Source organism: Blastomonas sp. UPD001, from assembly GCF_003426715.1.
GTDB lineage: Bacteria > Pseudomonadota > Alphaproteobacteria > Sphingomonadales > Sphingomonadaceae > Blastomonas.
The window spans coordinates 2,359,408-2,365,636 of record NZ_QKVT01000001.1; the positions used below are offsets into that span (position 1 = coordinate 2,359,408).

Below are 6,229 nucleotides of genomic sequence, written 5' to 3' on the forward strand. Positions count from 1 at the left end.
CTCGATGCACAGGGCATGACACTGCGCCTCGCCGACGGACGCGAGACAAGGTTGCTGCGCGCGCGGCCGTTCACCTGCTGGATGACCGTGAAGCGCGATGCGCCGAAGGCCGACGGCAGCGAGGACTGGCTGTTTCAGGCCGGCATGAAGACGCACGATCAGGGCGGACGTCTGCGCCTGGGCGGCGGCGACACCGGGGCGCCCGAGGCGATCATTCGTATCCGCAATGTCGTCTGGCCGCCGCCGACGCGCAACCGGCCCTCGATCGTGCTCTATGTCTTTACCCCCGATGACATGAACCGGGCGGTCGCCTATGGCTGGGCGGACCCCGCAGCGGTGCGCGTGGGCATAAATCAGCGCTGGATGCAGGCCAGCTGTACTTTGGATGGAGCAGAATGATGCAGGCACGCCAGGCGATATTCCGGTCAACCGGCGGTCCCGAAGTGATCGAGTGGCAGAGTGTTGACGTACCCGCGCCCGGACCGGGGGAGGTGACGCTGCGCCAGACCGCGGTCGGGCTCAATTATATCGACACTTACCATCGCGCTGGCATCTATCCGGTCGATCTGCCGAGCGGACTGGGGCTGGAAGCGGCGGGCGTGGTCGAGGCGATCGGCGAGGGCGTCGAAGCGCTGAGCGTGGGTGATCGCGTCGCGACCTTCGGTCCGGCGCGCGGCGCCTATGCCGATATCCGCAATGTCGCGGCGGCCAGTCTGTTCAAGCTGCCCGACGATATTTCGGATGAGGTCGCCGCGGCGGCGCTGCTCAAGGGGTGCACCACCGAATTCCTGGTCGAGCGCTGCGCGCGGGTCGAGCCTGGACAGGCGGTGCTTGTCCATGCGGCGGCGGGCGGGGTTGGCCTTTTGCTGGTGCAATGGCTGAAGGCGGTGGGCGCGACCGTGATCGGAACCGTCAGCAGCGAGGAAAAGGCCGCGCTCGCGCGCGAGGCAGGGGCCGACCATATCGTCTTCTATACCCGCGAGGACACCGCCAGCCGAGTGCGCGAGCTCACCGGCGGCGCGGGCGTGCGCGTGGTCTTTGACGGCGTCGGGCGCGATACCTGGGAGGCCTCGCTCGACAGCACCGGACGGCGCGGGCTGATCGTTTCCTATGGCAATGCCAGCGCGCCGGTGACCGGCATCAGCCTGGGCATTCTTGCGGCCAAGGGATCGCTGTACAACACCCGGCCGACGCTGTTCGATTACTATACCGACCCGGCCGAGCGCGAGGCGGGCGCAGCGCGGCTTTGGGAGATGATCCGGTCGGGCAAGGTCAAGGTGACCATCGGCCAGACCTATCCGCTCGAACAGGTGGAACAGGCGCATCGCGATCTGGAAGGCCGCGCGACGAGCGGGTCGACGCTGCTGCTGCCTTGAGCGATCGACCTTGCCGTCAGACTGGTCTCCTGCGCAGGCGGGAGCCCATCTCCTGAGAGGTGGTGTCATCGGGAATGGCCCGGAGATGGGCCCCTGCTTGCGCAGGGGACCTGGCAGGGAAGCGAGTTGCTCAACCCCGCTCAGCCTGAGCCTGTCGAAGGTCCCGCGCTGCCGGTGGCCTCATGGCTCATCACATCCCGGCTCTTGCCGGAAGACGGATTACGCAACGCACACCGGGCAGTCCTCGGTGCAGCCGAGCATCACCGCCGCTGCGCCCTGGGCGGCAAGGCGCGCGATCGCAGCCTGCACCCGCGCGCGGATATCCTGCTGGCCTGCGCGCACTTGGGCCAGATAGCCGTCCGGCCCGGCGAGCGATGCGGTATCCGCCTCGGAGCCGATGTTCACGATGCCGGTGCAAAGGCCCAGCACCCCGCAAGCCTGCAGCCGCTCGTAGAGGATGAAGTTCATCGATTGGGGCCACACCGTCACGATGCCCAAGCTTCGCCCCCCTTCCGCCGCCTCGGCGAGCCCGGCCTCGCCCGATCCGATTGCGGGGACCGGCAGCATCGCGCGCATCGCGGCGAGCCCGTAATCGCCAACGCTGTCGATGACGAGAGCATCGCAGCCCGCTTCCGCAGCGCGCAGCGCTGCTTCGGCATGGCCCAGCGCCTGCATCGCCTGTTCGAGCGGCGTGTAGGGAAAGGCCGGGACGCGCGAGGGAAAGGCGTTGAGCGACACATCGGGAAACAGCGCGGCCAATTCGGGCGCGGGGCCGCCGCGCAGCAGCGGATTGACCGCCGTCCCGATCAGCCCGATGCTGGTCACGACCAGCCGGTCTCGATCAGTTCGACCAGCTCGCCCGAAGGTCCGCGCACCGTCGCGGCGAGATTGCCCATGTACAGGTCGCCATGGCGCAGCACCGGCAGGCTGATGAATTCGACATCGAGCCCCTCGAAGCTCTCCACCGCGAGTGTCACCAGCGCGTTGCCCGGGGGCAGCATCTCGGCATGGCACGGGCGGTCGGTGGCCTCGGCGGGATAATCGTCGATCTCCAGGATCGGCAGCCGCTCGTTCTGCACCATGGTGATGACCGATTGCGTGCCCGCCGGCTTGCCGAACGCGGCGTTGATCATCGTGTATTCGAGCGTGTAGCTCTCGCCCTCGTCGAGCCTGAGCGCATGGCGGTACCAGTCGACCGAGGCCATGCGGTCTTTGGCCGCGAGGATGACGATGAAGATATGGTCGGTCAGGCTGTGCGCCTTGGGCAGGTCGGACGAGGGCGTGTCCATCGCGACCTCGTTCAGATAGATCATCTCGTCGCCGCGCCCCAGCACCTGCATCGGAATGAAATAGGGCAGGCCCGCAATCTCCTTGGGCGGGCCGATCACGCGAAAGCCGCTGCCATCGAGCCGATCGGGCCAGCCGAACACGTCCTTGACGGTCAGCTCATAGGCGGCCCAGCCAAAGGTACGCGTGGGCTTGAAGCCCGGGTGCTCGGGCTGTTCGACCAGCCGGATGAAGCAATGCGCGCCGCTTTGCGGGCGGAGCATCGCATAAGGCGCGCCCGCGCTGGCAGGGCAGCCCCAGCTTGCCGCAAGGTCGGCGGGCAACGGCCCTCGTTCGACCAGATCGAGCCCCAGACGCCCCTGATAATCGTCGAGCGAGGCGGCGAGATCGGGCGTGACCACCACGCCCCCCATGATCGTTCCGTGCTTCATATGATGCGACATCGTGTCAGAACTCCGGTTTGCGCTTGGCAAGGAACGCGGCGACGCCTTCGCGGAAATCGGGTCCGTCGAACGCGTCGGCGAACTGGGCGAGCGTTTCGGCATCGTCCTCGGCCTGGCCGTGCACGATGCGGCCGATCATCGCCTTGCTGGCGCGGACACTGTGCGGCGATACGCTCGCAATGTGAAGAGCCAAGGCAGCCGCTGCGGCGCCTGCGTCCTGCGCGATCTCGTCGGCCAGGCCGACGCGGTACGCCTCGGCGGCATCGACCAGCTGCGCGGTGAACAGGATGCGTTTGGCGGCAGCCGGGCCGACCAGGTCGACCAGCAGCTTGGTATCGTGCAGCGAATAGACCAGGCCGAGCTTGGCAGGCGTGATGCCGAAGCGCGCCGCCGGGGTCGCGATGCGGAAATCGCAGGCGAGCGACAGGCCGCAGCCGCCGCCGATGCAATCGCCCTCGATCTGCGCGATGACCGGCTTGGGCGCGCGGGCGAGCGTTTCCATCGCGCGGCGGATCGCGGCCTGGTTGCGGATACGCCAATCGGGGTCCTGTGCGCCCGCGCCGAATTCGGCAATATCCGCGCCAGCGCTGAACGCGCCGGGCACGCTCGCGCGCAGGATCATCACGCGGATATCGGGGTTGAGCATCGCGCGCTCGACCAGCTCGGGCAGCGCGTCCCACATGGCCTGCGTGAACGCATTGCGCTTGTCGGGCCGGTCGATGATCAGGTGCGCGACATGGTTGTCGAGGGTGAGGGAGAGGTTGCTGCTCAATTCTTCTCTCCCTTTACGGGACAGAAAAGACTGGGCTTGGCAGCTTGCTGCCTGGCGAGTCTTGGAGAGGGCCTAGCGTGACGGTACCGCCGCTGCCCCCTCTCCCAGCTCCGGCTAGGCGGCAAAGCCGCCAAGCCTGCGCAACCCTCTCCCGCGAGGGGAGAGGGGGAGGTCTGCGCTTCCCAATGGGGAGAGCGGGATGTGCGGACTCCCCTCACGCCGGCACCGTCGCAGCAAAATGCTGCGCGATCGCGCGGCGCGTCGTCACCCAGACATCGCTCTTGCTACGCACATGGCGGAAAAACTCTTCCAGCGCCCAGATGCGGCCCGGTCGCCCGATGATGCGCAGGTGCAGGCCGAGCGACATCATCTTCGGGTTTCCTTCCTCGCCCTCGGCATAGAGCTGGTCGAAGCAGCGTTTCGCGTAGTCGAGCCACTGGTTCGGCGTCATCGCGGGGTCGGTCCACATCTTCATGTCGTTGGTGTCGAGCTGATAGGGCATGATGACCATTGGGTTGCCGGGCACGGTGTCGCGATCCCAATAGGGGATGTCGCCCGAGTAATCGTCCATATGGTACTCGAACCCCGCCTCGCTCAGCAGCCGGCGGGTATTGTCGGTGTGGAGGTAACGCGACAGCCAGCCATAGGGGCGGGTGCCCGTGGTCTTCTGAATCGAATCCACCGCCTTCAGGATGAACTCGCGCTCGGTCGCCTCGTCCATCTTGAACTGGTGCACCCAGCGCCAGCCATGGCTGACCGGCTCGTGCCCCAGTTCGACAATCGCCTCGGCGATCTCGGGATGGTTCTCCAGCGCCATCGCCGCGACGGTCCAGCTCGCCATGATGTCGTAGCGCTTCAGCAGCTTGACCACGCGCGGCGCGCCCGCCTTGATCCCGTAGAGATAGTTGCTCTCGTTGCCATAGTTGCGGATCGCCGATTTCACGAATACCCCGAGCTCGTCGACCGGCTCCATGCCCCGGTCGCCGCGCGCGATGGTCATCTCGCTGCCTTCCTCGACATTGACCACGACGCTGAGCGCCAGCTTCGCGCCATTGGGCCAGTCCATTCTCTCTTCGATCATGGTCAATGCATCTCCTCGCCGCCGCTCACGTTGAGCGCCTCGCCGGTCACGTAGCAGGCATCCTCGCTCGCCAGCCAGGCGCAGGCCGACGCGGTATCGCTGGCGAGGCCGGGCCGCCCCATCGGGTTCTTCGCCTTCATGTTGGCGAGATAATCCTCGACACTGGCAAAGCCGAGCAGCTTCGAGAAATACTCGTTCTGCTGCGCGCCGAGACCCGTGGTGACGTGATTGGGACAGACCGCGTTGACCGTGATGCCGTGCGCGCCGAGTTCGACCGCGCTCGCCCGCGTCAGGCCGACCATGCCGTGCTTGGAGCTGACATAGGCGGGCAGGTGCGGAAAGCCGGTCTTCGCCGCCTGGCTGGCGATGTTGATGATCCGCCCGCCGCGCCCGCCTGCGATCATCGCCCTGGCCGCAGCCTGGGTGCAATAGAACGCGCCGGAGAGGTTGACCGCGAGCACCCGGTCCCAGTCCGCCGGGTCGACATCGAGCAGCGGTTTCATCATGAAGCCGATCCCGGCATTGTTGACGAACACGTCCACCGATCCGAAAGCCGCCACCGCGCCCTCGACCAGCGCGCGGCACTCCTCGACCTTGGCGACATTGCACGCGATGGCCGCGACCTTCGCGCCGCGCGAGCGCAGCTCGTCCGCGACCTCCCCGGCCTCGGCATCGATCGCGAGGTCGGACAGGACACAGTTCGCGCCTTCATCGGCAAAGCGCTGCAGGATCGCCTGGCCCAGCCCCTTGTGCTTGCCCGATCCCGTGACGACGATCGTCTTTCCCTCGAACCGGCGCATCACAGATCCTCGGTCAGGATGAATTGCGGCGCATCGGCATAGTCCTGGAAGGGCGCGGCCATCGCCTGGAATTCGGGCGTGCTGATCTCGGCGACGAACGGGTCCATCGCCGGTATGTCGATGATCTCGATATACTGGTAGGGCGATGCCGCGTCCGATCCGAACAGTCCGGTCGCCTTGTGCACGGTGAAGCTGGTCACCGACGACAGCGCGTTGACCCCGGGGATGTCGCGCGTGCGCGCCCATTCTTCATAGTCGCTGATCGAGACGCCGGGCTTCAGGTTGAACAGCACGATGATCTTCATGGAGATTCTCCTTCAGGCAAGGGGGCGGGCGGGCGATAGGCAGCGAGCGCCGCATCGAGCGTGCGGGCGCGAGCGAACAGGTCGGACTCCTGACCCGGCAGCGCGATGATCTGGACGCCGACCGGCAGGCCGTCGGTGCTGGACCCGGCGGGCAGGCTGATCGCG

General features: G+C 66.8%; 8 protein-coding genes. 2 read left to right on the forward strand and 6 right to left on the reverse strand.

The window, feature by feature from the left end:
- A partial coding sequence (locus tag DM995_RS12040) for a hypothetical protein (protein ID WP_232824351.1) occupies window positions 1–399 on the forward strand: 399 nt, incomplete at its 5' end.
- A complete protein-coding gene (locus DM995_RS12045) occupies window positions 399–1,376 on the forward strand; it encodes a quinone oxidoreductase family protein (protein ID WP_502696611.1) in 978 nt (325 codons plus the stop codon). The genes DM995_RS12040 and DM995_RS12045, both read left to right, overlap by 1 nt.
- 219 nt (window positions 1,377–1,595) lie before the next feature.
- On the opposite strand, the gene DM995_RS12050 is transcribed toward DM995_RS12045, so the two are convergent.
- The 6 genes from DM995_RS12050 to DM995_RS12075 all read right to left on the reverse strand — a co-directional run bounded on the left by DM995_RS12050 (window position 1,596) and on the right by DM995_RS12075 (window position 6,064).
- Entirely contained in the window at window positions 1,596–2,201 is a 606-nt protein-coding gene (locus tag DM995_RS12050) for an aspartate/glutamate racemase family protein (protein WP_116969579.1), read from the reverse strand.
- Window positions 2,198–3,094 (reverse strand): VOC family protein, encoded by an 897-nt coding sequence (locus DM995_RS12055; RefSeq protein ID WP_232824352.1) that lies wholly within the window; start codon window positions 3,092–3,094, stop codon window positions 2,198–2,200. The genes DM995_RS12050 and DM995_RS12055 overlap by 4 nt, the downstream gene beginning before the upstream one ends.
- 16 nt (window positions 3,095–3,110) lie before the next feature.
- Window positions 3,111–3,878 (reverse strand): enoyl-CoA hydratase/isomerase family protein, encoded by a 768-nt coding sequence (locus DM995_RS12060; RefSeq protein ID WP_116969581.1) that lies wholly within the window; start codon window positions 3,876–3,878, stop codon window positions 3,111–3,113.
- Window positions 3,879–4,092: 214 nt separating this feature from the next.
- Window positions 4,093–4,959 (reverse strand): polysaccharide deacetylase family protein, encoded by an 867-nt coding sequence (locus DM995_RS12065; RefSeq protein ID WP_116969582.1) that lies wholly within the window; start codon window positions 4,957–4,959, stop codon window positions 4,093–4,095.
- 2 nt (window positions 4,960–4,961) lie between these two features.
- Window positions 4,962–5,759 (reverse strand): SDR family NAD(P)-dependent oxidoreductase, encoded by a 798-nt coding sequence (locus DM995_RS12070; RefSeq protein WP_116969583.1) that lies wholly within the window; start codon window positions 5,757–5,759, stop codon window positions 4,962–4,964.
- Window positions 5,759–6,064 carry a RedY/HapK family protein gene (locus DM995_RS12075; protein ID WP_116969584.1) on the reverse strand — a complete coding sequence of 102 codons (306 nt, stop codon included), beginning with the start codon at window positions 6,062–6,064 and terminating at the stop codon, window positions 5,759–5,761. Before DM995_RS12075 ends, DM995_RS12070 begins: the two co-directional genes overlap by 1 nt.
- Window positions 6,065–6,229: the final 165 nt, after the last annotated feature.

Bases quoted from the DNA above. Each gene is read 5' to 3' on its own strand.
- DM995_RS12045 (WP_502696611.1), top strand. From the start codon at position 399: ATGCAGGCACGCCAGGCGATATTCCGGTCAACCGGCGGTCCCGAAGTG.
- DM995_RS12055 (WP_232824352.1), bottom strand. From the start codon at position 3,094: ATGAAGCACGGAACGATCATGGGGGGCGTGGTGGTCACGCCCGATCTC.
- DM995_RS12065 (WP_116969582.1), bottom strand. From the start codon at position 4,959: ATGATCGAAGAGAGAATGGACTGGCCCAATGGCGCGAAGCTGGCGCTC.
- DM995_RS12070 (WP_116969583.1), bottom strand. From the start codon at position 5,759: ATGCGCCGGTTCGAGGGAAAGACGATCGTCGTCACGGGATCGGGCAAG.
- DM995_RS12075 (WP_116969584.1), bottom strand. From the start codon at position 6,064: ATGAAGATCATCGTGCTGTTCAACCTGAAGCCCGGCGTCTCGATCAGC.